The 23772-nt window shown below is 63.8% G+C and carries 27 protein-coding genes; 13 read left to right on the top strand and 14 right to left on the bottom strand.

The features are described 5' to 3' along the window. Positions 1-12: 12 nt before the first annotated feature. From IVA93_RS32705 to urtA, 9 genes are all read right to left on the bottom strand, one after another. Positions 13-552: an HD domain-containing protein gene (locus IVA93_RS32705; protein WP_026232787.1), complete on the bottom strand. Its 540-nt coding sequence runs from the start codon at positions 550-552 to the stop codon at positions 13-15. Between the two features lie 57 nt (positions 553-609). Further along, positions 610-915, bottom strand: a complete 306-nt coding sequence (locus IVA93_RS32710) for an urease subunit beta (protein ID WP_007599812.1) — start codon at positions 913-915, stop codon at positions 610-612. Positions 916-924: 9 nt separating this feature from the next. After that, positions 925-1227, bottom strand: a complete 303-nt coding sequence (locus tag IVA93_RS32715) for an urease subunit gamma (protein WP_018454667.1) — start codon at positions 1225-1227, stop codon at positions 925-927. Positions 1228-1251: 24 nt separating this feature from the next. Continuing rightward, positions 1252-2082 (bottom strand): urease accessory protein UreD, encoded by an 831-nt coding sequence (locus IVA93_RS32720; RefSeq protein WP_018454668.1) that lies wholly within the window; start codon positions 2080-2082, stop codon positions 1252-1254. A gap of 30 nt (positions 2083-2112) precedes the next feature. Continuing rightward, the gene (gene urtE, locus IVA93_RS32725) at positions 2113-2808 is read right to left on the bottom strand and encodes an urea ABC transporter ATP-binding subunit UrtE (protein WP_007599806.1); all 696 of its coding nucleotides are present in this window, start codon (positions 2806-2808) and stop codon (positions 2113-2115) included. A 3-nt stretch (positions 2809-2811) separates the two neighbouring features. Continuing rightward, a complete protein-coding gene (gene urtD, locus IVA93_RS32730; RefSeq protein WP_018454669.1) occupies positions 2812-3573 on the bottom strand; it encodes an urea ABC transporter ATP-binding protein UrtD in 762 nt (253 codons plus the stop codon). Next, on the bottom strand, positions 3570-4748 hold the full coding sequence (gene urtC / locus IVA93_RS32735) for an urea ABC transporter permease subunit UrtC (protein ID WP_026232788.1): 1179 nt from the start codon (positions 4746-4748) through the stop codon (positions 3570-3572). The genes urtD and urtC overlap by 4 nt, the downstream gene beginning before the upstream one ends. After that, positions 4745-6352 carry an urea ABC transporter permease subunit UrtB gene (gene urtB / locus IVA93_RS32740; protein ID WP_018454671.1) on the bottom strand — a complete coding sequence of 536 codons (1608 nt, stop codon included), beginning with the start codon at positions 6350-6352 and terminating at the stop codon, positions 4745-4747. Before urtB ends, urtC begins: the two co-directional genes overlap by 4 nt. Before the next feature lie 84 nt (positions 6353-6436). Next, a complete protein-coding gene (urtA, locus tag IVA93_RS32745; RefSeq protein WP_026232789.1) occupies positions 6437-7759 on the bottom strand; it encodes an urea ABC transporter substrate-binding protein in 1323 nt (440 codons plus the stop codon). 479 nt (positions 7760-8238) lie between these two features. On the opposite strand from urtA, the gene IVA93_RS32750 reads away from it, so the two are divergent. The 3 genes from IVA93_RS32750 to IVA93_RS32760 all read left to right on the top strand — a co-directional run bounded on the left by IVA93_RS32750 (position 8239) and on the right by IVA93_RS32760 (position 10573). After that, positions 8239-9780, top strand: a complete 1542-nt coding sequence (locus IVA93_RS32750; protein ID WP_051112971.1) for a DEAD/DEAH box helicase — start codon at positions 8239-8241, stop codon at positions 9778-9780. Between the two features lie 23 nt (positions 9781-9803). After that, complete coding sequence (gene infA / locus IVA93_RS32755; RefSeq protein ID WP_007599789.1) at positions 9804-10091, top strand: translation initiation factor IF-1; 288 nt, start codon at positions 9804-9806, stop codon at positions 10089-10091. Between the two features lie 269 nt (positions 10092-10360). Continuing rightward, complete coding sequence (locus IVA93_RS32760) at positions 10361-10573, top strand: cold-shock protein (protein WP_007599788.1); 213 nt, start codon at positions 10361-10363, stop codon at positions 10571-10573. A 101-nt stretch (positions 10574-10674) separates the two neighbouring features. Here IVA93_RS32760 and IVA93_RS32765 read toward each other — a convergent pair whose 3' ends face one another. From IVA93_RS32765 to IVA93_RS32780, 4 genes are all read right to left on the bottom strand, one after another. After that, on the bottom strand, positions 10675-11295 hold the full coding sequence (locus tag IVA93_RS32765) for a TadE/TadG family type IV pilus assembly protein (protein WP_039799130.1): 621 nt from the start codon (positions 11293-11295) through the stop codon (positions 10675-10677). Positions 11296-11318: 23 nt separating this feature from the next. Continuing rightward, a complete protein-coding gene (locus IVA93_RS32770) occupies positions 11319-11891 on the bottom strand; it encodes a TadE/TadG family type IV pilus assembly protein (RefSeq protein ID WP_026232791.1) in 573 nt (190 codons plus the stop codon). A gap of 270 nt (positions 11892-12161) precedes the next feature. After that, the gene (locus IVA93_RS32775) at positions 12162-12656 is read right to left on the bottom strand and encodes a pilus assembly protein N-terminal domain-containing protein (RefSeq protein ID WP_018454676.1); all 495 of its coding nucleotides are present in this window, start codon (positions 12654-12656) and stop codon (positions 12162-12164) included. A gap of 152 nt (positions 12657-12808) precedes the next feature. Then, positions 12809-13636: a sterol desaturase family protein gene (locus IVA93_RS32780; protein ID WP_018454677.1), complete on the bottom strand. Its 828-nt coding sequence runs from the start codon at positions 13634-13636 to the stop codon at positions 12809-12811. Between the two features lie 261 nt (positions 13637-13897). Between IVA93_RS32780 and IVA93_RS32785 the strand changes: the two genes are divergently transcribed. The 10 genes from IVA93_RS32785 (at position 13898) to IVA93_RS32830 (ending at position 22818) form a co-directional block, all read left to right on the top strand. Beyond that, the gene (locus IVA93_RS32785) at positions 13898-14062 is read left to right on the top strand and encodes a Flp family type IVb pilin (protein ID WP_007599783.1); all 165 of its coding nucleotides are present in this window, start codon (positions 13898-13900) and stop codon (positions 14060-14062) included. 73 nt (positions 14063-14135) lie between these two features. Continuing rightward, positions 14136-14276, top strand: a complete 141-nt coding sequence (locus IVA93_RS32790; protein WP_162496356.1) for a hypothetical protein — start codon at positions 14136-14138, stop codon at positions 14274-14276. Positions 14277-14398: 122 nt separating this feature from the next. Continuing rightward, positions 14399-14923 carry an A24 family peptidase gene (locus tag IVA93_RS32795; RefSeq protein WP_018454679.1) on the top strand — a complete coding sequence of 175 codons (525 nt, stop codon included), beginning with the start codon at positions 14399-14401 and terminating at the stop codon, positions 14921-14923. Positions 14924-15050: 127 nt separating this feature from the next. Continuing rightward, complete coding sequence (gene cpaB / locus IVA93_RS32800) at positions 15051-15848, top strand: Flp pilus assembly protein CpaB (protein WP_018454680.1); 798 nt, start codon at positions 15051-15053, stop codon at positions 15846-15848. An 11-nt stretch (positions 15849-15859) separates the two neighbouring features. Continuing rightward, positions 15860-17335, top strand: coding sequence for a type II and III secretion system protein family protein (locus IVA93_RS32805; RefSeq protein ID WP_247789944.1), 1476 nt, complete (start codon positions 15860-15862; stop codon positions 17333-17335). Between the two features lie 17 nt (positions 17336-17352). Beyond that, positions 17353-18090: a CpaD family pilus assembly protein gene (locus IVA93_RS32810; RefSeq protein WP_018454682.1), complete on the top strand. Its 738-nt coding sequence runs from the start codon at positions 17353-17355 to the stop codon at positions 18088-18090. Continuing rightward, positions 18087-19355: a CpaE/TadZ family protein gene (locus IVA93_RS32815; RefSeq protein WP_018454683.1), complete on the top strand. Its 1269-nt coding sequence runs from the start codon at positions 18087-18089 to the stop codon at positions 19353-19355. The genes IVA93_RS32810 and IVA93_RS32815 overlap by 4 nt, the downstream gene beginning before the upstream one ends. 21 nt (positions 19356-19376) lie before the next feature. After that, on the top strand, positions 19377-20840 hold the full coding sequence (locus tag IVA93_RS32820; RefSeq protein WP_026232793.1) for a TadA family conjugal transfer-associated ATPase: 1464 nt from the start codon (positions 19377-19379) through the stop codon (positions 20838-20840). Positions 20841-20856: 16 nt separating this feature from the next. After that, positions 20857-21834 carry a type II secretion system F family protein gene (locus IVA93_RS32825; RefSeq protein WP_026232794.1) on the top strand — a complete coding sequence of 326 codons (978 nt, stop codon included), beginning with the start codon at positions 20857-20859 and terminating at the stop codon, positions 21832-21834. Between the two features lie 9 nt (positions 21835-21843). Then, complete coding sequence (locus IVA93_RS32830; RefSeq protein ID WP_018454686.1) at positions 21844-22818, top strand: type II secretion system F family protein; 975 nt, start codon at positions 21844-21846, stop codon at positions 22816-22818. A 74-nt stretch (positions 22819-22892) separates the two neighbouring features. Here IVA93_RS32830 and IVA93_RS32835 read toward each other — a convergent pair whose 3' ends face one another. Further along, positions 22893-23720, bottom strand: a complete 828-nt coding sequence (locus IVA93_RS32835) for a tetratricopeptide repeat protein (protein WP_026232795.1) — start codon at positions 23718-23720, stop codon at positions 22893-22895. Positions 23721-23772: the final 52 nt, after the last annotated feature.

Raw genomic sequence — 23772 nt, forward strand, 5'->3', positions numbered from 1 at the left:
CTGGATCGGTGCTCACAGAGAGGTTCTCGCTGTGAGCACCATGTCGTCGAAGGTCGTATCGAGCCAAGAGTTACCGCCGCGGCAACCAGCGACAACCTGTTCGGCCCAGTCGGTATAATCGACGAGATCGTCACGTTCCTCGGCCGTCGGATCCGAATGTACGCGCGCGCCGATATTGCTGATCTTGTCGGCGATCTTGATCAGCCTGGCGCCAGCCGATTTTTTCGGTGCGTCGAGCACCTGACGCCGCCGCCGCTCCGGCTTCGACAGGCTCATATCGTCGGTGCACTCGTCGACAAGCGACGCGACACGGTCGGAGAATTTTTGCGCGAGCTCCTCGCGCGTGGTGTCGGTGTCCTCGATCGCATCATGCAGCCAGCCGGCTGCAACCAGTTCGGCGTCGGCGCCGTCGGTCGCGGTCGCAAGCAGGTTCGCGACCTCGGCGAGGTGGTTGATGTAAGGCTCATGACCGCGGCCCTTGCGCGCCATGCCGTTGTGACGGCGCGCGGCGAGTTCGGCGGCTTCGGAGACGAGGCGGACAGGTGACAGCATGGCAAAGTCCTCCGTTTTCGCCTCAACCATGCCGCGCCACGCTCGTTCCTGTGGAATTCACAGCTTCCCCATCACGTCGCCGCGGAAGCCGTAGATGGTCTTCTTGCCGGCCACCGCGACGAGTTGGACGTCGCGGGTCTGGCCGGGCTCGAAGCGGACCGCGGTGCCGGCGGCGATGTCGAGGCGCATGCCGCGGGCCTTCTTGCGGTCGAACTTCAGGGCCGGGTTGGTCTCGAAGAAATGGTAGTGCGAGCCGACCTGGATCGGGCGGTCGCCGGTGTTGGCGACCGTCAGCGTCACCGTCTTGCGGCCGGCGTTGAGCTCGATCTCGCCGTCCTGGATGAAGAGTTCGCCGGGGATCATGCCTCGCTCCTACCTGATCGGCTCGTGCACAGTGACGAGCTTGGTCCCGTCCGGAAACGTCGCCTCGACCTGGATGTCGTGGATCATCTCGGGAATGCCCGGCATCACCTGGTCGCGGGTGAGAACCTGCGCACCCGATTGCATCAACTCGGCGACGGTGCGGCCATCCCGCGCGCCTTCGAGGATGAAATCGGAGATGAGCGCGATCGCCTCCGGATGGTTGAGCTTGACGCCGCGATCCAGCCGGCGGCGGGCCACGATGGCCGCCATCGAGATCAGAAGCTTGTCCTTTTCGCGAGGAGACAGGTTCATACGAAATCTCTTCCGTTCACTTCGTCAATTCAACCAGAGCCGCGGCAGCGCCGCGCCGGTGCGCGCCAGCACGGTCATCATGTCTGCGCGCAGACGCGCCGCATCTTGGGCACAGAACCGCGCCATTGCAAAGCCATTCCAGGCGGATATCCCGACCTCGCTGGCGAAGGATTCCGAGGCCTCGCGGATGCGCTCGATCAGGGCCTCGTCGCCGGGCACGATCAGCGCCGTGCCAATCGCAGCGCCGCCCCTGGCCACCGCCGATCGCGCAAGCTTTGCGCCAATATTGCCGTCGAGCCTGACGGTCTCGGCGAACACTAGCTTGCCGCCGCGACGCAGCCGCCAGCGATCGACGAACTCACCCTGCTCCATCCGTTCGCCCATCGCGGTACGGCCGAACACCACGATCTCGCACAGCAGGAGCGAGGCAGTCGCATCGAGGTCTATGTCGAAGCGACGACGCACGCGCGCGCGGTCGAACAGGATCGTCTCCTGCGGCAGCCAGCCGAGATGTGCGCCTGCGGCAACGTTCAGTGCGATATTGAGCTCCGCCGCCTGACCGGGCGCGCGATAGACCTTTTCCGCGGCCGCCGTCGTCAGCGTCAGCTTCGAACCATCTGCGGCAGCGATCTCGATGTCGAAGCGATCGCCGCCGGCGACACCACCGGCCGTGTTGACGAACACGCCGGAGAGCCCCTCGTCCTCCGGCGAAGGGAAGCGCACGCGCAGGGAGCCGGACTCATGCAATATCCCGCGACGTGTCACACCGTCGCGCGCGTGGACGTCGAAGCGCACCGCGCCGCGGGCACGGTTGGCGTCGAACACCGAAGATGCCGTTAGAACGTCGCTGCGCATCCGCCCCCCAGCCGGTCGCGGCAGAATGGCCTACAGCGCCATCTGGCGGCTGATTTCGCTCGCGTCGAGATTGGAGCGGTCGCAGGTGAACTTCACCGCGCCGCGATCCATCACCGCAAAACTGTCGCCGAGTTCGCAAGCAAAGTCGAGATATTGTTCGACCAGCACGATGGCGATGTTGCCGAGATTGCGCAGGTACGAGATGGCACGGCCGATGTCCTTGATGATCGAGGGCTGGATGCCCTCGGTCGGCTCGTCGAGCAGCAGCAGCTTCGGCCGCATCACCAGCGCGCGCCCGATCGCGAGCTGTTGCTGCTGGCCGCCGGAGAGATCGCCGCCACGCCGTCCGAGCATGGATTGCAGCACCGGAAACAGGGAGTACACGTCGTCCGGAATGTGCTTGTCCTCGCGCCTGAGCGGCCCGAAGCCGGTCTTGAGATTCTCCTCGACCGTCAGAAGCGGAAATATCTCGCGCCCCTGCGGCACGAAGCCGATACCCTTGCGCGCGCGCTCATAGGGTTTCAGGCCCGTGATATCGTTGCCGTCGAGCACGATGGCGCCCGAGGAGATCGGGTACTGCCCGACCATGGCACGCAGGAGCGAGGTCTTGCCGACGCCGTTGCGCCCGAGCACGCAGGTGACCTTGCCGGGCTCGGCCGCAATCGACACGCCGCGTAGTGCCTGCGCCGCGCCGTAGAACAGGTTGATGTCCTTGACCTCAAGCATCGCTCAGCGCCCCAGATAAACTTCGATGACCCGCTCGTTGGACGAGACCTGGTCGATGGTGCCTTCCGCGAGCACGGTACCCTCGTGCAAGCAAGTGACCTTGACGCCGAGCTCGCGCACGAATGTCATGTCGTGCTCGACCACCATCACGGTGTGGGTCTTGTTGATTTCCTTGAGCAGCTCGGCGGTGAGATGCGTCTCGACGTCGGTCATGCCGGCGACGGGCTCGTCGACGAGCAGTAGTTTCGGATCCTGGGCGAGCAGCATGCCGATCTCGAGCCACTGCTTCTGGCCGTGGCTGAGGCTGCCGGCGAGACGGTTGCGGGCATCGGTGAGGCGGATCGTCTCCAGCACCTTGTCGATCTGCTCGGCCTCCGCCCGGCTGCCGCGCCAGAACAGCGTACCCTTGACGCTGTGGTCGACATTGAGCGCGAGCAGCAAATTGTCCTGCACGGTCTGGCTCTCGAACACGGTCGGCTTCTGGAATTTACGGCCGATGCCGAGCTCGGCGATGCGGGTCTCGTCCAGTCGCGTCAGATCGGTGACTCCGTCGAACAGCACGGTGCCTTCGTCGGGCTTGGTCTTTCCGGTGATGATGTCCATCATCGTGGTCTTGCCGGCGCCGTTCGGGCCGATGATGGCGCGCATCTCGCCGGGCTCGAGCGTCAACGAGAGGTTGTTGATGGCGTGGAAGCCGTCGAACGAGACGTGCACACCGTCGAGATACAGCATTGCGGAGGTCGCGCGGGTGTCCATGACGTTCATTGCGCCTCCTCCGCCATTTTGGGTTGGGTGACGCCGTCTTCGGCCGCGGCGCTCGCAATGGTCGCGGCGTCGCGCCTTTCCTTCGACGAGTCCCACCAGGCGTTGAAAGTGCCGACGATGCCCTTAGGCAGCAGCAACGTTACCAGGATGAACATGGCACCCAGCATGAACAGCCAGTAGGGCGCGAGCATGCCGGAGGTGAAGAACGTCTTTGCGTAGTTGACGACGACGGCGCCGAGCGCGGCGCCGACCAGCGTACCGCGGCCGCCGACCGCGACCCAGATCACGGCCTCGATCGAATTGCCCGGCGCGAATTCGCTCGGGTTGATGATGCCGACCTGCGGCACATAGAGCGCGCCGGCGACGCCGGCCATGCAGGCCGACACTGTGAACACGAACAGCTTGTAGGATTCGACCCGGTAGCCGAGGAAGCGCGTGCGCGATTCCGCATCGCGCACGGCGATCAGCACCTTGCCGAGCTTGGACGAGACGATGGCGCGGCAGATCAGAAAGCCGGCGATCAGCGCCAGGCAGCTCAGCGCGAACAGCGCAGCACGCGTGCCCTCGGCCTGCACGTTGAAGCCCAAGATGTCCTTGAAGTCGGTCATGCCGTTGTTGCCGCCGAAGCCGAAATCGTTGCGGAAAAAGGCGAGCAGCAGTGCATAGGTCATCGCCTGGGTGATGATTGACAGATACACGCCAGTGACGCGCGAGCGGAAGGCGAGCCAGCCGAAGGAAAAGGCGAGCAGGCCCGGCACGATCAGCACCATCAGCGCGGCAAACCAGAACATGTCAAAGCCGTACCAGTACCAGGGCAGCTTCGAATAGTTCAGGAACACCATGAAGTCCGGCAGAATCGGATTGCCGTAGACGCCGCGGCTGCCGATCTGCCGCATCAGGTACATGCCCATCGCGTAGCCGCCGAGCGCGAAGAAGGCACCGTGACCGAGCGAGAGGATGCCGCAATAGCCCCAGATCAGGTCGATCGAGAGCGCCAGGATCGCGTAGCAGACATATTTGCCCCAGAGCGCGACGAGATAGGTCGGCACTTGCAGGAACGAACCTGCGGGCAGCAGCAGGTTGGAGAGCGGGATGAGGATGCCGCAGGCCACGACGATGGCAAGGAAGATGGTCGCGCCGCGGTCCAGCGATCGCGTCAGCATGTGAGGGGTCATGCTTCCACCGCGCGGCCCTTGAGCGCGAACAGGCCGCGCGGCCGTTTTTGAATGAACAGGATGATGAGAACGAGGATGGCGATCTTGCCGAGCACGGCGCCGGCGACCGGCTCCAGGAATTTGTTGGCGATGCCGAGCGTGAAGGCGCCGACCAGCGTGCCCCAGAGATTGCCGACGCCACCGAACACCACGACCATGAAGCTGTCGATGATGTAGCTCTGGCCGAGATTGGGGCTGACATTGTCGATCTGCGACAGCGCCACGCCGGCGATGCCCGCAATGCCCGAGCCGAGACCAAAAGTCAGCGCGTCGACCCGCGAAGTGGCGATGCCCATCGAAGCCGCCATGCGCCGGTTCTGTGTCACCGCGCGCATCTCGAGCCCGAGTGCCGTGTAGCGCAGCATCGCGAGCAGAATGACGAACACCGCGAGCGTGAAGACAAGGATCCAGAGCCGGTTATAGGTGACCGTGATCTGGCCGATCTCAAACGCGCCGCTCATCCAGGAGGGGTTGCCGACCTCGCGGTTGGTCGGGCCGAACATGGTGCGCACGGCCTGCTGCAGCACCAGCGACAGGCCCCAGGTCGCCAGCAGCGTCTCCAGCGGACGGCCATAGAGAAAGCGGATGATGCTGCGCTCGATCACGACGCCGAGCGCGCCGGCCACCAGGAAGGCGAGCGGCACGGCGATCAGCAGCGAATAGTCGAACAGGACGGGATAGCGGGTACGGATCACCTCCTGCACCACGAAGGTGGTGTAGGCCCCGATCATCACCATCTCGCCATGGGCCATGTTGATGACGCCCATCACGCCGAACGTGATGGCAAGCCCGATCGCAGCAAGCAGCAGCACCGAACCGAGCGAGAGGCCGTACCAGGCATTCTGCACCATCGACCAGACCGCGAGCGAACTCTGGATCGAGCCGATTGCGCTCGCGGCAGCCTTGGTCACCGAGGCCGGCTGGTCGCCCATGCCGGTCAGCAGCGCCATCGCCTCCTGGTCGCCGCGCGCCTTGATGGTGGCAACGGCTTCGAGCTTCTCGAGCTCGGTGGCATCCGGCTTGAACAACAGGATCGCCGCGCGGGCGTCGCCCAGCGCAGCCTTGACGGATCGGTTGGTTTCCTTGGCGAGCGCGCCATCGACCGCTTCGAGCGACGTCTCCTCATGCGACTTGAAGACGGATTGCGCGGCCTGGAGCCGCGCTCCGATGTCGGGTGACTGCAGCGTCAGGCTGCCGATCGCCGCATCGACGCTGCGGCGAAGGCGGTTGTTGAGGCGGACCGCGCTCGCACTGTCGGGCACGCTGGCCACGGCCTGACCGGTCGTGGCATCGATCGACTTGCCGTCGGTGCCGCTGACGTAAACCTTCTTGCTATCAGGGTCGGCCATGAGCCGGCCGTCCTGGAGCGCGCTGATGATCGGAAAGGCCAGCGTATTGCCGCTGCTTGCGACCACGCCGATCGCCTCCTCCGTGTCGGAATAATCGTCGTTGGCGAATTTGGCGACCGCATCCTCGAACGGGCCGGCCAAGGCCGGCAGTGCGAACGCGATCAGGAAGAACGAGAGCAGGAGCGAACAGAGGCGGGCGGACAAATTGGCTGGCACTGTGAAAGACCCCGGCAGAAAAGGGTGGAGAAGGCGGCGGGATCGCCGCCTTCTCCGATCGTGCAATGGAGCGTCAGATCCGGATCAGGAGCCCGAACCGAGGCACTTGTTGGTTTTGGTGTTGAAGTTACCGCACTTCTTGCCGACCCAGTCGCCGACCAGGTCCTTGGAGCCGTCGAGCTCCTTCGACCAGGCGTCGCCCGCGACAAGACCCGGGGTCTTCCACACCACGTCGAACTGGCCGTTGGCTTTGATTTCGCCAATGAACACCGGCTTGGTGATGTGATGGTTCGGAAGCATCTTGGAGGTGCCGCCGGTCAGGTTCTTGGCTTCGATGCCGGGGAGCGCATCGATCACCTTGTCCGGATCGGTCGACTTCACCTTCTCGACCGCCTTGATCCACATGTCGAAGCCGATCACGTGCGCTTCCATCGGATCGTTGGTCACGCGCTTCGGATTCTTGGTGTAGGTCTGCCACGCCTTGATGAACTTCTCGTTCTCCGGCGACTTGATCGACTGGAAATAGTTCCAGGCGGCGAGATGGCCGAGCAGCGGCTTGGTGTCGATGCCGGCGAGTTCTTCCTCACCCACCGAGAACGCGACGACCGGGATGTCCTTCGCCTTGATGCCCTGGTTGCCGAGCTCCTTGTAGAAAGGAACGTTGGCGTCGCCGTTGATGGTCGAGACCACAGCGGTCTTCTTGCCGGCCGAGCCGAACTTCTTGATGTCGGCCACGATCGTCTGCCAGTCGGAATGACCGAACGGCGTGTAGTTGATCATGATGTCTTCCTGGGCGACACCCTTGGACTTCAGATAGGCTTCCAGGATCTTGTTGGTGGTGCGCGGATAGACGTAGTCGGTGCCCGCGAGCACCCAGCGCTTCACCTTCTCGTCCTTCATCAGATAGTCGACGGCGGGGATTGCCTGCTGGTTCGGCGCGGCGCCGGTGTAGAACACGTTGCGCTCGCTCTCCTCGCCCTCGTACTGCACGGGGTAGAACAGGATGCTGTTCAGCTCCTTGAACACCGGGAGCACCGACTTGCGCGACACCGAGGTCCAGCAGCCGAACACGACCGAGACCTTGTCCTTGGTGATCAGCTCGCGCGCCTTCTCGGCGAACAGCGGCCAGTTCGAAGCGGGATCGACGACCACGGCTTCGAGCTTCTTGCCGTTGACGCCGCCCTTCTTGTTCTGCTCGTCGATCAGGAAGAGGATGGTGTCCTTCAGCGTGGTTTCGCTGATGGCCATGGTGCCGGAGAGGGAGTGAAGCACGCCGACCTTGATGGTGTCGTCCGCGGCTTTCGCACCAGAAATGGAAGCCAGACCAAGCATCAGTCCGGCGGTCGCGGCGAGAACGCCACGGCGGCTAAATGGCGCCGCTATATCGTGAGTGGATTTGCTATGCATGAGTGTCTCATCTCCCTGACGCAGACGTGAAAAACGCTGCGAAACGGCCCCAACGGCCGCCTGCGATTAACGGATTCGCAAGAACTGTGCCATGGATTAGACACCCTTCAACCGATTGTTTTTGCTGGTGAAATTGACAGAAAACGAAGTATCGCACAGGCCGCGCCGCCTAAACATTGAGCAACTCTAATGTATGCGAATGCGGCAGGCAGGTTATTTTCTGAGCAAATTTGTCACTCTGGCTAAATTTCCGGCATAACTATTTCTGCACCGCGATCGCCGTTTCTGTGGGGCGTGCCTTGAAAGCGCCGCCTCAATGTTCCATATGAGGTCGAGGTCTCTTGCGAATCAGGAGACCGTTGCGAGCCGCGTGTTCTTAAGCCCTTACGGGCGTCTGGCTTGCCCCATCCCATCAAGCCATCCGACACCCCAAACACGCAGGTGTCCCACTCGACACCCTTTTGCGCGCGCCGCGCCGAATGCGCCGGGCGCCCGCTTTTGACATGGAAAGAACCCATCTTTTGACTTCGTTTCAGGATTTCGGCCTCGCCGAGCCCATCGCCCGTGCTCTCACCGAAGAGAACTACGTCACCCCCACCCCCATCCAAGCCCAGACAATTCCGACCGCGCTGACCGGCCGCGACGTCGTCGGCATCGCCCAAACCGGAACCGGCAAGACCGCGTCCTTCGCGCTGCCGATCCTGCACCGCCTGCTCGAGAATCGCATCAAGCCGCAGCCGAAGACGACCCGCGTCCTGGTGCTGTCGCCGACCCGCGAACTGTCCGGCCAGATCCTCGACAGTTTCAACGCCTATGGCCGTCACATCCGCCTGTCCTCGACGCTCGCCATCGGCGGCGTGCCGATGGGCCGTCAGGTCCGCTCGCTGATGCAGGGCGTCGAGGTGCTGGTCGCCACCCCCGGTCGTTTGCTCGACCTCGTGCAGAGCAACGGACTGAAGCTTGGCAGCGTCGAATTCCTCGTGCTCGACGAGGCGGACCGCATGCTCGACATGGGCTTCATCAACGACATCCGCAAAATCGTCGCCAAGCTGCCGATCAAGCGGCAGACGCTGTTCTTCTCGGCCACCATGCCGAAGGACATCGCCGAGCTGGCCGACGCCATGCTGCGCGACCCCGCCCGCGTCGCGGTGACCCCGGTCTCCTCGACCGTGGAGCGCATCCAGCAGCGCATCATCCAGGTCGACTTCTCCGCCAAGCCGGCGTTCCTCGCCCAGCTGTTGAAGCAGGAGCAGGTCAACCGCGCGCTGGTTTTCACCCGCACCAAACACGGCGCGGACAAGGTGGTGAAGACGCTCGAGAAGGCCGGCATCCCCGCCAGCGCCATCCACGGCAACAAGTCGCAGAACCACCGCGAACGGACACTCGCTCTGTTCCGCACCGGCGAGATCCGTACCCTGGTCGCCACCGATATCGCCGCCCGCGGCATCGATGTCGACGGCATCACCCACGTCATCAATTTCGATCTGCCCAACGTGCCGGAGACCTATGTGCACCGCATCGGGCGCACCGCGCGCGCGGGTGCCGAGGGCACCGCGATCTCGCTGGTCGCAGGCGGCGAGGAACTCGCCTATCTCCGCGACATCGAGCGGCTGATCAAAGTGGCGCTGCCGCGTGAGGATCGCCGCACCGACGCCGGCCGCCGCGATGCGGGCCCTCCCCCGCAGCAGCAACGACAGGGTCGGCCGGGCCGCCCGGGCCAGCGTCCGCAAGGCGCAAGGCATGGTGAGGGACGCCACGCTGACGGTCGCCGTGCCGACGAAAGGCATGCGGACGGGCGCCACCACAGTGCCGCCAAGCAGGGCGACGGAAGGCCCGGCAGTGGCCCGAAGGCAGCTCCTCGCAGCCGCTCCGGAGGCAAGGCGCATTCTTCGCCAAACGCCCGTCCGGAACAGCGTTCCGCGCATAGCGCCGGGGCGTCTGATGGGATACAAGGCGTTGCCTTTTTGCGCCGCGAGAGTCGGCCGAACGGCCAACCGAACCGCAAACCCCATTCGCACTAGCCGTCCACGACCTGGAGAAATTCATGGCTAAGGAAGAGCTGATCCAGTTCGAAGGACTGGTCACCGAAATCCTCCCCGACGCGCGCTACCGCGTGCAGCTCGACGCCGGACACGAGATCGTCGCCTACACCGCCGGCAAGATGAAGAAGAACCGCATCAAGACTCTGGCGGGCGACCGCGTGACGGTAGAGATGTCGCCCTATGACCTCGAAAAGGGCCGGCTGATTTTCCGCCACAAGGACGAACGTCCGAGCGGGATGGGCGGACCTCCGCGTCCCGGACAGCGCGGCGGCCAGTTCCGCCGCCGCTAGCGGGGGCCCAGCGCGCGAGCGCGGACCTGTAATTCCGACGTGTATGCTGATCCGCCGTGACCATCACGGCGGATCAAAAAATCGTGCACGTCAGCATTGTTTTGGGTGTCTGTTTCCAATAAAATGACTTAATCGATTTTCGGCCGGACGACATTAGCATCCACCGGTACAGCCGGTTCAGACACGCTGACGACCCTTCCAAAAATTCGATCTAACCTGTCCGCGCAAGCGGGCTCTGACATTGTGTTATCTGAGAAGGGACTACCCCCATGAGCATGGGAACCGTGAAGTGGTTTAACGCGACCAAAGGCTTCGGCTTCATCCAGCCCGACGATGGCGGCCAGGACGTGTTCGTTCACATCAGCGCTGTGGAGCGTGCAGGCCTCGGCACGCTGCGCGAAGGTCAGAAGATCTCCTACGAGATCGTCGCCGACCGCCGTTCCGGCAAGTCGGCAGCCGACAACCTCCGCTCCGCCGGCTGAGCCTACCGCTTACGGGCCCCGATCGGCTCGAGCGAACCAATCAATGAAAAGGCCGGGCGCGATGCCCGGCCTTTTTTTATTCCAGGATCTGCTCTCGTATTTCAGCACGGCGACTTTACACCCGTGTAAGGAACGCAGGTGACCTGGCGCGGCCGCGTGTAGGAGACATCGCTCAGCGTGATGCCCGTCTTCAGGACGAATTTGACAGAAGGCGTGTAGACGTAACTCGCCTGACTGAAGATAAGGTAGGTCGACGCGATCAAGAGCGATGGCGGAATCATCGAGGTGACCGTGGTGCCAGCTACCAGAGTCGGGGGCGGAGCCGTCAGCGTGGCCTGCGTCGCACCGTTGGCAATGGTGGCGGACTTGCTCCATTGAATCTTGGCGACCTTGCTTGAGTCGATATAGATCTGAAGGACCGTGCCGTTCACGAGCGTAGCGTCGTACGGCATGATCATCGATATGCTTGCCGTGAACGTGTCCTGCATGTCGCCATCGTCGACCGATGTCGACTGCGACGTCAAATCGGACAGAGTCCGTGCAATCATTGTGACTTTGCGATTGATCGCCACGGCCGATGAAAATTCGACGGTCCCGAAGAACATCACCAGCATCAGCGGCACGATGACCGCGAACTCGGTCGCCGCGATCGCACGCGTGTCGGCGACGAAGTCGCGCACGGAGTTACGGGCATTCCTCCAGATATTCGCAATCGCCTGCATCTGTCCGCTCGGATCCATCTGTCTCAGAAGGGTTCATTCTTGAAGGCCGCGGTCGCAATCAGCAGCCGCTTGTTGTTGCAGCCCATGTTGAAGCCAAGGCCAGTGACGAAGAGCGGCCACTGATAGAACAGCCGCACCACGACGACCTGGTTGGCGGCCCCGGCACTGTACTGCACGCCGGTTGGATTGAAGCTGCAGGAATCACCATAATTGGTGAGGCTCAGCGCTCCGAACGAGTTTGTACTCACGACGTCGACGTAGAGCTTGGTGCAATCAAACAGCGCCGGGATCTGGCTGCAGACGTAAGCCTTGAACGTCGTTTGCGAGCAGGGTGTGCTGACGCCGGAGACCGCGCAGGCCGTGAGCGTGCCGGATTGCGCCTGCCCGGTCAGCAACACGCGCGCAGAATTTTGCGAGGCACTCTCGAGCACCTGGCTCGCCAGGAACATCAGCGCCGACTCGATGATGGCGAACAGCAACGCAAAGAACATCGGCGCAACGAGCGCGAACTCGACGGCTGCGGAGCCGCGGCGGCTGCCACGAAACCGGCGCAACGTGGCGAGGAGCCTGAATCTCGTAGGTGCAGGCGAAGGCATCAAATTCCCCAGCAGCAGCAATCATCTGCCATGTTCAATAGCGGAAACTGATTGTTTAAGTGTTTCAGGCGATCCGCACCCGGCGGCCCGGGCCGTTAAGAGCGCGTTAACCGCGAACGACCCGGACCAGGGAGACGAGGACACGGAAAGAGAAACTCGCGCGCGTGCGGCGGGCGGGGACGATCCTTGCCCCCAAATCCGCCAATCAAACTTGCTGGTTGGTCTTACTTGGTTCGTCTTACTTGGTTCGTCTTGCTCAGTTCGCCTTAGTCAGTTCGTCTTGGCGCCCGCACCGGCACTGCCGCTCGCCGAGCTGCTCAACGAACCGGCCTGGCTCATCGTGCTGTTGAAGTAGGTGTCGCTGTCGCCGAGCGTCACGCGGCGCTGGCAAAGCGGCGCGCAGCTGTAGGACTCGCGTTCGATCCCGCGATAGACGGTAACGAGCCGGTCGCTCGGACCTTCGACCTGGACCTGGCGGTCGACCAGGATCTCGCCGCCGCGGTCGAGCGCGATGAAATTGGTGGCGCCATAGCCCTTTCCGGTGACGACGATCATGCCGCCGGGCTGGAGCGTGACGTCGGCGATCAGGGGATTGCCGACCACGATGGTTGCCACCTTGCCAGGCAGCCGCACCAGCTTGGCCTGGTCGACATTGACGGCGATGGTATCGGCGGACTCGGCAATGACGGCAGCCGGCGATGCCAGCACCGCTGTCGCAACCAGAAGACAGACGCGCGCATGACGGCGCAGCAGTTGTTTACGCATACTCTTACCCCCGGGACGTCACAAACCGGCAGAAGCGATCAGATAACAGCCGAGCCGGTGCCCGACCCGGCTAACCTGCCCTCAATTCGTGAACGTTCCGCAAACTCTCGGACTATTGTTTGAACGGACTGGCGTTCGCGGCTCTCGAGAACCTAGCGGCGGAACGGATAGGCAAGCTGCCCTCCGATTTCCTTCGGCATGGTGGCTTCATCCTTGCCGTAATCCTGCGGCAGTTGCCCCTCGGGCATGCGGAAAGTGCCGAACAGCAAGTCCCAGATCGGGAACGTGCCGGCAAAATTGGTGTCGCCGCCCTCTGCTAGCGCGGTGTGGTGCCAACGGTGGAACACCGGCGTCGCCAACACATATTTGAACGGCCCGAAGGTCCAGTTCAGGTTGGCGTGCACGAAGGCCGAATGGAAGGTCGTGAACGGGGCGAGCCAGACCATGGCGTTCGGCGAAATGCCGGCCATCAGCAGCACGACGTCGACCGCGATGGTACCGAGCACGAGATTGACGGGATGGAAGCGTGCCGCAGAAATCCAGCTGATCTCCTCCGAGGAGTGGTGGATCGCGTGGTACTTCCAGAACCCACCGCCGTGGAACAACCGGTGCAGCCAGTACAGCATGAAATCGGACAGCACCAGGAACAGCATGGCCTGGACCCAGAGCGGCAATAGCGCCAGCGAGCCGTGGCCATTGTCGTAGAAGGCGATGAGCCCGTCGGCATCATGGATGTTGAAGACGAAGCTCGCACCGACGATCAGAAGGCCGATCCGCATGACACGTGCGAACACCGGAACGATAAACCAGTAGCAGATGTCCGTGACGATCTCCCGCTTGCGCCACCACGGCACGCCGGGATTGCAGGCCCAGACATGCTCGAGCACGGTGAAGACCACCGCGAGCGCGAAGGTCGCGGGGATCACCTTCGCGATGGTCTCGCCAAGCATCAGGGCGATTTCCATGGGCAGGCTCGACATTGTCGCCTCTCTTGCGAATTGCTGGTCCCGCCTACGCGTACTCCCCCAAATTTAAGGGAGGGTGAAGCCGGTGCTGCGCTTGCTGCACATCCGGAACCGGAACGAATTGCAGCTGGCTGCCTTAAGGCGAAATTCACTCTGGCCAGCGGCAAGCGCGTTTGCCCGATCGAATTAACTCTCCCGAAAGAGCTCGGATCTCATGGTCGTTGCGTCAAGCACACCGCCGAACGAGGCGATCCCACCCCAGATGGAGTTTTGTTCATGAAGAACCTGATTGCGCGTTTCGCGAAAGATGAATCCGGCGCCACCGCCATCGAATACGGTCTGATTGCCGCCGGCATCGCGCTGGCCATCATCACCGTCGTCAACAATCTCGGCACCACGCTGAACGCCAAGTTCACCTCGATCAGCAGCTCGCTGAAGTAGGCGATCGATCAACGACTGCAAAAGCCCCGGATTTCCGGGGCCTTTGTTTTTAAGACGGCGAGTTCCAGTGGCGTTGAGCAAGTACAGAACCGATGCCGTGGTCGCGGCGAACGCGGCCGAGGCGGCGCAGACCGGCTCGCCGGCTTACTGGGTCTGCCTGGCCCTGCTGCTTGCGACCGTCGCGCTCGCCGCACGCATCGCCTCCCTCTGGTGAGCACGCCTTCGGCTGGTTCTACCCCTCAAGACCGCCGCCGCCGTTTTCGGTTTGTTTAGCACTGCCGGCTAGAATCCGGCGACGCCAGCTCCGCGGCACACCCAGGCCTCAAGACGCAGCCCATGATCCTCGACCTTGCGCGCCTTCTGCTCTTCCCGGCCCTGATGGCGTTTGCCGCCGCAAGCGATCTCTTCACGATGACGATCTCCAACCGCGTATCGCTGGCGCTGGTCGCCGGCTTTTTCGCGCTCGCTCTCGCCGGTGGCATGGCACCTTACGAGATGCTGGGCCATGTCGGCGCCGGCGCGCTCGTCCTAGTCGTGGCCTTCACCTGTTTTGCGATGGGCTGGGTCGGTGGCGGCGATGCCAAGGTGGCGGCCTCCGTCGCGCTTTGGTTCGGGTTCGCACAGCTGATGAACTTCCTGCTCTACGCCTCGCTGTTCGGCGGGGCGCTGACGCTGCTCCTGCTCCAGTTCCGGCAGTGGCCGCTGCCTTACGGGCTCGCTGGCCAGACCTGGCTCGCGCGGCTGCACGCCAAGGACAGCGGCATTCCCTACGGCATCGCGCTCGCACTGAGCGCGCTGATGGTCTACCCGGAGACCGAATGGGTGAAGGCGATCGACCTCGCTCACCTCGCATTGCGCTGAACGCATCGGGTAAACCCGGCGTTAAGGCGATTTAGATACGCCTCATTAACCATGCTTTGACGAATAGCTGGTCAACTGCCGATTACGGCGGCGTCAGCGTCGCGGCGTTTGTTGGAAAGTGAAGCGTATGAATAGGGCACGCATTGTCGTCCTGACGGTCGCCATCTGCGCCGGCGGTGTCGCCGCGTATCTGGCGAGCGGCTCGGACAATTCTGCACCGCCTCCTGCTCCGGTCGCGCAGCTTCCCACCGTCGACGTCCTGGTCGCGAAAAACGACATCGGCCTCGGCCAGACCGTCAAGCCGGAAGACGTGCAATGGCAGACCTGGCCGTCCGCGACCGCCAGCGCCACCTTCATCCGCCGCAACGAGCGCCCCGAGGGGGTAACCCAGGTCACCGGCTCGATCGCACGATCTCCCTTCATCCAGGGCGAGCCGATCCGGGACCAGAAGCTGGTCAAGGCCGAAGGCTCCGGCTTCATGGCGGCAATCCTGCCCACCGGCATGCGGGCGATCTCGACCGAGATCTCGCCGGAAACCGGCGCAGGCGGCTTCATCCTGCCCAACGACCGCGTCGACGTGCTTTTGACGCGCCGTCTCAAGAACCCGGACCAGAGCAGCGGCGCTCCCGATGTCGTCACGTCCGAGATCATCCTGGCCAATATCCGCGTCCTGGCCATCGACCAGGCTCCCAAGGAGAAGGACGGCCAGAACGCGGTGGTCGGCAAGACCGTCACTCTCGAACTCAATCCTGCGCAGACTGCGACGCTCTCCTCCGCACGCCAGAGCGGCACGCTGTCGCTGGCGCTGCGCAGCATCGTCGATGTCAAGCTGAGCGAGATCACGCTCGATGACTCCGCACAGAAGCGCGAGGGCATTTCGATCATTCGGTACGGTATCCCAAGCTCGACGGCGAAGGCACGATGAGGACTGTCGACATGAAATGCAGGGCGAATTTGGCGACGATGCGAACCCCGGTGGTCCGCGCCCTGCCGTTTTCGGCCGCCGTCGCGCTCGCGCTCAACCCGGTGCTCACCCCTGTGGTCGCCGCCGACTATCGCCCTGTGGCGCAGGCTGCGGCCGACGGTCAGATGAACGCGCGATTCCTCTCGCTCGGCATCGGCAAGTCGATCGTGATCGACCTTCCGCGCGACATCAAGGACGTGCTTGTCGCCGATCCGAAGATCGCCAACGCGGTCGTCCGCTCGGCGCAGCGTGCCTACATCATTGGCGCCTCGATCGGGCAGACCAACATCGTGTTCTTCGATTCCGCCGGCCAGCAGATCGCGGCCTATGACATCGCGGTCAAGCGCGACCTCAACGGCGTGCGGGCCGCGCTGAAGCAGGTCCTGCCGAACTCAGACATCCAGATCGACGGGCTAGGCGACGGCATCATCTTGACCGGCTCGGCCGCGAATCCGGCCGAAGCCCAGCAGGCCAACGACCTCGCCGTGCGCCTCGCCGGCGGCCCCGAGAAGGTCGTGAACTCGATCGTGGTCCGCGGCCGCGATCAGGTCATGCTCAAGGTGACGGTCGCGGAAGTGCAGCGCAGCATCGTCAAGCAGCTCGGAATCGACCTCACCGCCAACCTCAGCTACGGCACCTCGGTCGTCAGCTTCAGCAACTCCAATCCGTTCACGGCTCTTGGCCACAACCTCGTCGACGGCAATAACCTGACCACGAAGTTCGGCGCGGCCCCGTCGGTGCAGGCCACGCTGCGTGCGATGGAGACCGCGGGCGTGATCCGGACGCTGGCCGAACCGAACCTGACCGCGATCTCCGGTGAATCGGCAACGTTCATTGCCGGCGGTGAATTTCCGGTGCCTGCGGGCTATGCGTGCGACCCCACCACGCACGTCTGTACCACCCAGATCAGCTTCAAGAAGTTCGGCATCTCGCTCAACTTCACCCCCGTCGTTCTCACGGAGGGCAAGATCAGCCTGCGGGTAATGACCGAGGTGTCCGAGCTCTCGAACGAAAACGCGATCACGCTGTCCCAGGCCGTGACCTCGACCTCGGTCAACTCGCTCACGGTGCCCTCGATCAAGACCCGCCGCGCAGAAACCTCGCTGGAAATTCCCTCAGGCGGCGCGATGGCGATGGCTGGCCTGATCCAGCAGCAGACCAAGCAAGCGGTCAGCGGACTGCCAGGTCTGATGCAGCTCCCGGTCCTCGGCACGCTGTTCCGTAGCCGCGACTTCGTCAACAACGCGACCGAGCTGGTCGTGATCGTGACGCCCTACATCGTTCGCGCAGTTGCGCAAAAGGACCTGTCGCGGCCGGATGATGGCTTCTCCGCACCGGCTGATCCGCAGGCCGAACTGCTCGGCAACATCAACCGCATCTACGGCGTGCCCGGCCGGACCGAACCGGCCAAGAACTACCGCGGCACCTACGGCTTCATCACCGACTGAGGCGGAACGGGGACTTCATGAAGATCACTAGACCACCCCAGATTCGCAGGCGCGCCATCCACCTCGGCGGCGCGCTCGTCGGCATGGCGCTCGCCCTAGGCGGCTGCCAGCATGACGAAGCGGTCACGGCCTCCATTCCCGACGACTACAAGCAGCGCCATCCGATCGCGATCGAGGAGCAGAATCGTTCCATCGTCGTCTTCGTCGGCCATGCCCGCGGCGGCTTGACCGCCGCCCAGCGCGCCGACGTGATGGGCGTCGCGTCGGCCTGGATGCACGAAGGCACCGGCGCGATCCGGATCGACGTACCGTCCGGCACGCCCAACGCGCGTCCGGTCGCGGACACCATGCGCGAAATCCAGGCAATGCTGTCGGCGGCGGGCGTTCCGCCGCGCGGCATCAACGCCCGCTCTTACACGCCGGACGACAAGCGATTCCTGCCGCCGATCCGCCTCACCTATTCCAAGATCGCCGCAGTCGCGGGTCCCTGCGGCCTGTGGCCGGAAGATATCGGCCCTTCGATGAAGAACAAGAGCTGGTTCGAGAACAAGGACTACTACAATTACGGCTGCGCCTATCAGCGCAACCTCGCAGCGATGGTCGACAATCCGTCGGATCTCGAGCAGCCGCGGCCCGAAACGCCGTCCTACACGCCGCGGCGGACCGCCGCGTTCGAGAAGTATCGCAAGGGAATGCCGACGGCGGTCGCCTATCCTGAGGCCGACAAGGCCAAACTCAGCGACACCGGCAGATGATCAGCTACGCTCGCCAGCCCCAAGAAGATCAGTCCGAGGCATCGCTCCCACCGGTCGAGGAGCATATTGCGCCGGCGCCCCGCGTTTCCGTCCAGGCTTTCTGCGAGACCGTGGAAACGGCGGCCGCCGTGCAGTCAGCCGGCGAAGATCGCCGTCTCGGCAAGGCCCATCTGAAGATCCAGATGGGCGGAATGGCGGCTGCGGTGGAAGCCTACCGCTCGGCCCCCACGCCGAACGTGATCGTGCTCGAAAGCGACGGCCGCAACGACCTCCTGGGCGGGCTCGACCATCTCGCGACCGTCTGCGATGCCGGCACCCGCGTGGTCGTGATCGGCCGCATCAACGACGTCACGCTCTACCGCGAGCTGGTCCGCCGCGGCGTCAGCGACTACGTGCTCGCGCCGGTCGGCGCGATCGACGTCGTGCGCTCGATCTGCAACCTGTTCTCGGCGCCGGAAGCCAAGGCCGTCGGCCGCATTATCGCCGTGGTCGGGGCCAAGGGCGGCGTCGGCGCATCAACCATCTCCCACAATGTCGCCTGGGCGATCGCCCGCGATCTCGCGATGGACGCGGTCGTCGCCGACCTCGACCTCGCCTTCGGCACGGCCGGACTCGACTACAACCAGGATCCACCGCAGGGCATTGCCGACGCCGTATTCTCACCCGATCGCGTCGACACCGCCTTCGTCGACCGCCTTCTGTCGAAATGCACCGACCACCTCAGTCTGCTGGCGGCGCCGGCGACGCTCGACCGGGTCTACGATTTCGGCGCCGACGCCTTCGATTCCGTGTTCGACACGTTGCGCTCCACGATGCCCTGCATCGTCCTCGACGTTCCGCACCAATGGTCGGGCTGGACGAAACGCGCCCTGATCGGAGCGGACGACATCCTGATCGTGGCGGCGCCCGACCTCGCCAATTTGCGCAACACCAAGAACCTGTTCGATCTCCTGAAGGCCGCGCGCCCCAACGACCGGCCGCCGCTCTACTGCCTGAACCAGGTCGGCGTGCCGAAACGGCCCGAAATCGCCGCGGCGGAGTTCGCCAAGGCGATCGAGAGCCAGCCGGTCGTCTCGATTCCGTTCGAGCCGCAGATCTTCGGCTCGGCGGCCAATAACGGCCAGATGATCGCGGAGATCTCGGCCAACCATAAGTCGATCGAGATGTTCCTTCAGATCGCCCAGCGCCTGACCGGCCGCAGCGAAACGAAGAAGCAAAAGTCGTCCCTGCTTTCACCCCTGATTGACAAGTTGCGGGGAAAATAGGTCGCCGCATGGAGTTTTTAAGTGTTCGGTAAGCGTAGCGGAACAGACGCCGACGCCCGGGCCCCGAAGCCCGGTGCCGTGTCGCCAGAGCCTGCCCAGGCTTCGGCGCCCGCCATGTCGCGCGTGCCGCCGCCGCCGGCAATCTCCTCGCCGCCGCTCGCCCCGGCGAAGCCTGCGCCGACCATGGAAGCCCGCCGCTCGGACAATTATTACGAGGTCAAGGCGACCATCTTCGGCGCGCTGATCGAGGCCATCGACCTCGCCCAGCTTGCCAAGCTCGATTCGGAGTCCGCGCGCGAGGAAATCCGGGACATCGTCAACGAGATCATCGCGATCAAGAACATCGTGATGTCGATCGCCGAGCAGGAAGAGCTGCTCGACGACATCTGCAACGACGTCCTCGGCTACGGTCCGCTGGAGCCGCTGTTGTCGCGCGACGACATCGCCGACATTATGGTCAACGGCGCCGACACCGTCTACATCGAGGTCGCCGGCAAGATCCAACGCACCGGTATCCGCTTCCGCGACAATCAGCAGCTCCTCAACATCTGCCAGCGTATCGTCAGCCAGGTCGGCCGGCGCGTCGACGAATCCTCGCCGATCTGCGACGCCCGCCTGGCCGACGGCTCCCGCGTCAACGCCATCGTGCCCCCGCTGTCAATCGACGGCCCCACGCTCACGATCCGCAAGTTCAAGAAGGACAAGCTGACGCTCGATCAGCTCGTCAAGTTCGGCGCAATCTCGCCGGAAGGCGCGGAAATCCTCCAGATCATCGGCCGCGTCCGCTGCAACGTGCTGATCTCCGGCGGTACCGGCTCGGGCAAGACCACGTTGCTCAACTGCCTGACCAACTACATCGAGCACGACGAGCGCGTCATCACCTGCGAGGACGCCGCCGAACTCCAGCTCCAGCAGCCGCACGTGGTGCGACTGGAAACCCGCCCGCCCAACATCGAGGGCGAGGGCCAGGTCACCATGCGCGAGCTGGTGCGCAACTGCCTGCGTATGCGTCCCGAGCGCATCATCGTCGGCGAAGTCCGCGGACCCGAGGCGTTCGACCTGCTCCAGGCCATGAACACCGGCCATGACGGCTCGATGGGCACGCTGCACGCCAACAATCCGCGCGAGGCGCTATCGCGCTGCGAATCCATGATCACGATGGGCGGCTTCTCCCTGCCTTCACGCACCATCCGCGAGATGATCTGCGCCTCGATCGACGTCATCGTCCAGGCCGCGCGCCTGCGCGACGGTTCACGCCGCATCACCCACATCACCGAAGTGATGGGCATGGAAGGCGACACCATCATCACCCAGGACGTGTTCCTCTACGACATGGTCGGCGAGGACGCCAACGGCAAGATCATCGGCCGGCACCGGTCGACCGGAATCGGCCGCCCGAAATTCTGGGAACGCGCCCGCTATTACGGCGAAGAGAAGCGCCTTGCCGCGGCGCTCGACGCGGCGGAAGTGGCGCCCACGACGTGAGCAGGTCAACGCAGCCATGAACATGCAAGTCCTTGCCCTCGCCTTCCTTGCCACCGCCACCGTCGGCGGCCTCGCCTGGGTCTTCCTTTATCCAATGCTGTCCGGGGAACGGAAGGCCGAGAGCCGCCGCGCCTCGATCTCGCGGGCCGAGGCGCCCACGGCCCGCGCCGCCGAGAAGACGCAGCGCTCGCGCCGCGAGCAGGTCGAAACCTCGCTCAAGGATCTCGAGGCGCGGCGCCAGCAGGAGAAGAGCGTACCGCTCAGTGTCCGCCTGTCGCAGGCCGGCCTCGATTGGGCGCCGCAGAAATTCTGGATCGTGTCCGCCGTCGTGGCGGGCGTGCTGTTCGCAGTCGCCTTGTTCATCGGCGGCGGCCTGCTCGGTGCCGCCGGCTTCGCGTTTGCCGGCGGCCTCGGTCTGCCCCGCTGGGCGCTCGGCTTCCTGAAGAAGCGCCGTGAAAACAAGTTCCTGGCCGCCTTGCCCGATGCCGTCGACGTCATCGTCCGCGGCATCAAGGCGGGCCTGCCGCTGTTCGAATCGATCAAGGTGGTCGCCGCCGACGCGCCAGAGCCGCTGCGCTCCGAGTTTCTGTCCATCATCGAGACGCAGGCGATCGGCATGCCGCTCGGCGAGGCCTGCACGCGGCTCTACGATCGCATGCCGCTGCCCGAGGCCAATTTCTTCGGCATCGTCATCTCCATCCAGCAGAAATCGGGCGGCAACCTCTCCGAAGCGCTCGGCAACCTTTCCAAGGTGCTGCGCGACCGCAAGAAGATGAAAGAGAAGATCCAGGCGATGTCGATGGAAGCCAAGGCCTCGGCCGGCATCATCGGCTCGCTGCCGCCGATCGTGATGTTCCTCGTCTACCTCACAACGCCAGGATACATCTCGATGCTTTGGACTCATCCCACCGGCCAGCTCATGCTGGTCGGCTGTGTTGTCTGGATGTCGATCGGCATCATGGTGATGAAGAAGATGATCAATTTCGACTTCTGATGGTGTCTTATGGTAGAGTTCCTCGTTGCGAAACTTCACGACGTCCACTTCATGACGATGCTGCTGGCGGCCATTGCCGCCAGCGCCACCGTCTATACGCTGGTGATGCCGCTGTTCGCCGGCGAGGGCCTTTCCAAGCGCATGAAGGCGGTGGCGAACGAACGTGAGCGCATCCGGCAGCGCGAGCGCGAGCGCCTCCACAAGAGTGAAAAAGTCTCGCTGCGCCAGACGCCGAAGCAGCTCGTCTCGAAGGTCGTCGATGACTTCAACCTGACCAAATGGCTCGCGCAGGAAGCTGCGCGGGACAAGCTCATCATGGCCGGCTATCGAGGCCAGGCGCCCTACATCACCTTCCTGTTTGCCCGCCTGGTTGCCCCGATCGTGCTGTTCGTCGGTTCGGTCGTCTACGTGTTCCTGATCGCGCATATGCAGCAGTCCATGCCGATCAAGATCGGCATCTGCGTCGGTGCGGCCTATCTCGGACTCCAGGCGCCGATGCTGTTCCTCAGGAACGCGATCTCCAAGCGCCAACTCTCGATCAAGCGCGCCTTTCCCGATGCGCTCGACCTGCTCCTGATCTGCATCGAATCCGGCATGTCGGTCGAGATGGCGTTCCGGAAGGTCGCGGTCGAAATCGTGGGCCAGTCGATCGCGCTATCGGAGGAGTTCACCCTGACCACGGCCGAGCTGTCGTATTTGCAGGATCGCAAGGTCGCCTACGAGAACCTCGCGCGGCGCACCGGGCTCGAGGGCGTCAAGTCGGTATGTCTCGCGCTCCAGCAGGCGGAGCGTTACGGCACCCCGCTCGGCCAATCCTTGCGGGTGATGGCGCAGGAAAACCGCGACATGCGCATGAACGAAGCCGAGAAAAAGGCCGCGGCACTGCCGCCGAAGCTGACGGTACCGATGATCCTGTTCTTCCTGCCGGTGCTGTTCGTCGTCATCCTTGGACCGACTGGCATCAAGGTCACCGAGATGCAATGACCTTAGACGTGGACCGCGTACGGTCCGAGGATGCCTTCAAGATTGGAAGATCAAGATCGGAAGATCACGTCTGATCAGTCGGGCAGGCCGAGCGAGGCGACCGGCGTCCGCTTCGGCGCACCACGCCGGACGTCGCTGCGGGTCAACATTTCCTTGAGATAGGCGACATTGGCCGTAGCCTGGTCCGGCGGCAGGTCCGCCTTCACAATAGTCTCGGCTTCGGCGAAGCGGCCCTGGAGACCGACGACAAGACCGAGATTCTGCCGCACCCGCGCGCTTGCGTGCGGCGAGGCATAGGCTTGGCGCAGCGCGTCTTCGGCCTTCGGCAGATCTCTCGACAACATGTAGGACAGGCCGAGATTGGAGAGCACGCCGGGATCGCCAGGCGCGATCTTGAGCGCACTCGCATAGTAGGAGCGCGCTTCCTCGTGACGCCCCATCTGATCGAGCGCGGTACCCTGCACCGAGAGCAGGCGCCAATCCGGGTTATCGGGCGAATGCGCCTTCGACAGCACGTCGAAGGCTTGCTGGAAATTGCCGTTGTCGGAGAGCGCGCGGCCGTATTGGGCCATCAGCGCCTTGTTGCCGGGATTGGCGATGGTCGCCTGCTCGAGCACGGCGGCAGCCTGGGCGCGCTGGCCGTTGGCGCGCAGGGCCTGGCCGTAGGCGAGCGCCGCGTCGGCGTCCTTGGGATTGGCACGATAGCGCTCGCCATAGACTTCAGCAGCGCGCGCAGGATCGGTGGGAGCGGCTTCCGCCCGCGGCCCGACCGAGCCCGTGACGTCGGAGAGTTTCGACATCGCCGTGCAGCCGCCGAGACCCATGGCCACCGCTGCGACCAGCGAGGTGGACGCAAGAAGCCGGGCAAGACTTAACCGTTCACGACTGAACCGTTGACGCATGACGCTTTGACTCTCGAGCCGATTGATCGAGCCGAACGCGCCAGCAATAGAC

Source organism: Bradyrhizobium sp. 155 (assembly GCF_023101105.1).
GTDB classification, from domain to species: Bacteria; Pseudomonadota; Alphaproteobacteria; order Rhizobiales; family Xanthobacteraceae; genus Bradyrhizobium; species Bradyrhizobium canariense_D.